Raw genomic sequence first — 381 nt, forward strand, 5'->3', positions numbered from 1 at the left:
TATTGAGAACATCAATATGCAAGTTAGAAAAAGAGAGAAAGTCATTAAGACTTTCCCTAATTTAGACTCTGCTTTTAGATTAATTGGTGCTATACTTATGGATATCCAAGAAAATTTTGATAGTTCGAAACGACCTTTTATTACTTAGAATTACTACTAATTTTTTTTAAATTAGTAGAGATTAACAAAATATATCAGCTAAAAACCAAGCATATATATTTTGTTAATACCCTAGAAAAACCAATGGTTGATTACATCTAAAGATATTACACAAAATTATGGACTTGACTGAATTATGTCCCTTACGACACCTCTTACGGACATTACTCAGAATTTTGTCCCTAACACACACTCTTACGGACATTTTTCGGAATTTTGTCC

Annotated in this window: 1 protein-coding gene; it reads left to right on the forward strand. The window is 29.9% G+C overall.

Annotated elements, in window-relative coordinates; translation table 11 throughout:
• The coding region (locus LQ668_RS12270) for a transposase (RefSeq protein ID WP_275583906.1) at positions 1-148 on the forward strand (148 nt) is incomplete at its 5' end.
• Between the last annotated feature and the right edge of the window lie 233 nt (positions 149-381).

Origin of the sequence: Mammaliicoccus sp. K-M42, from assembly GCF_022386375.1 — a bacterium.
Lineage (GTDB): Bacteria > Bacillota > Bacilli > Staphylococcales > Staphylococcaceae > Mammaliicoccus > Mammaliicoccus fleurettii.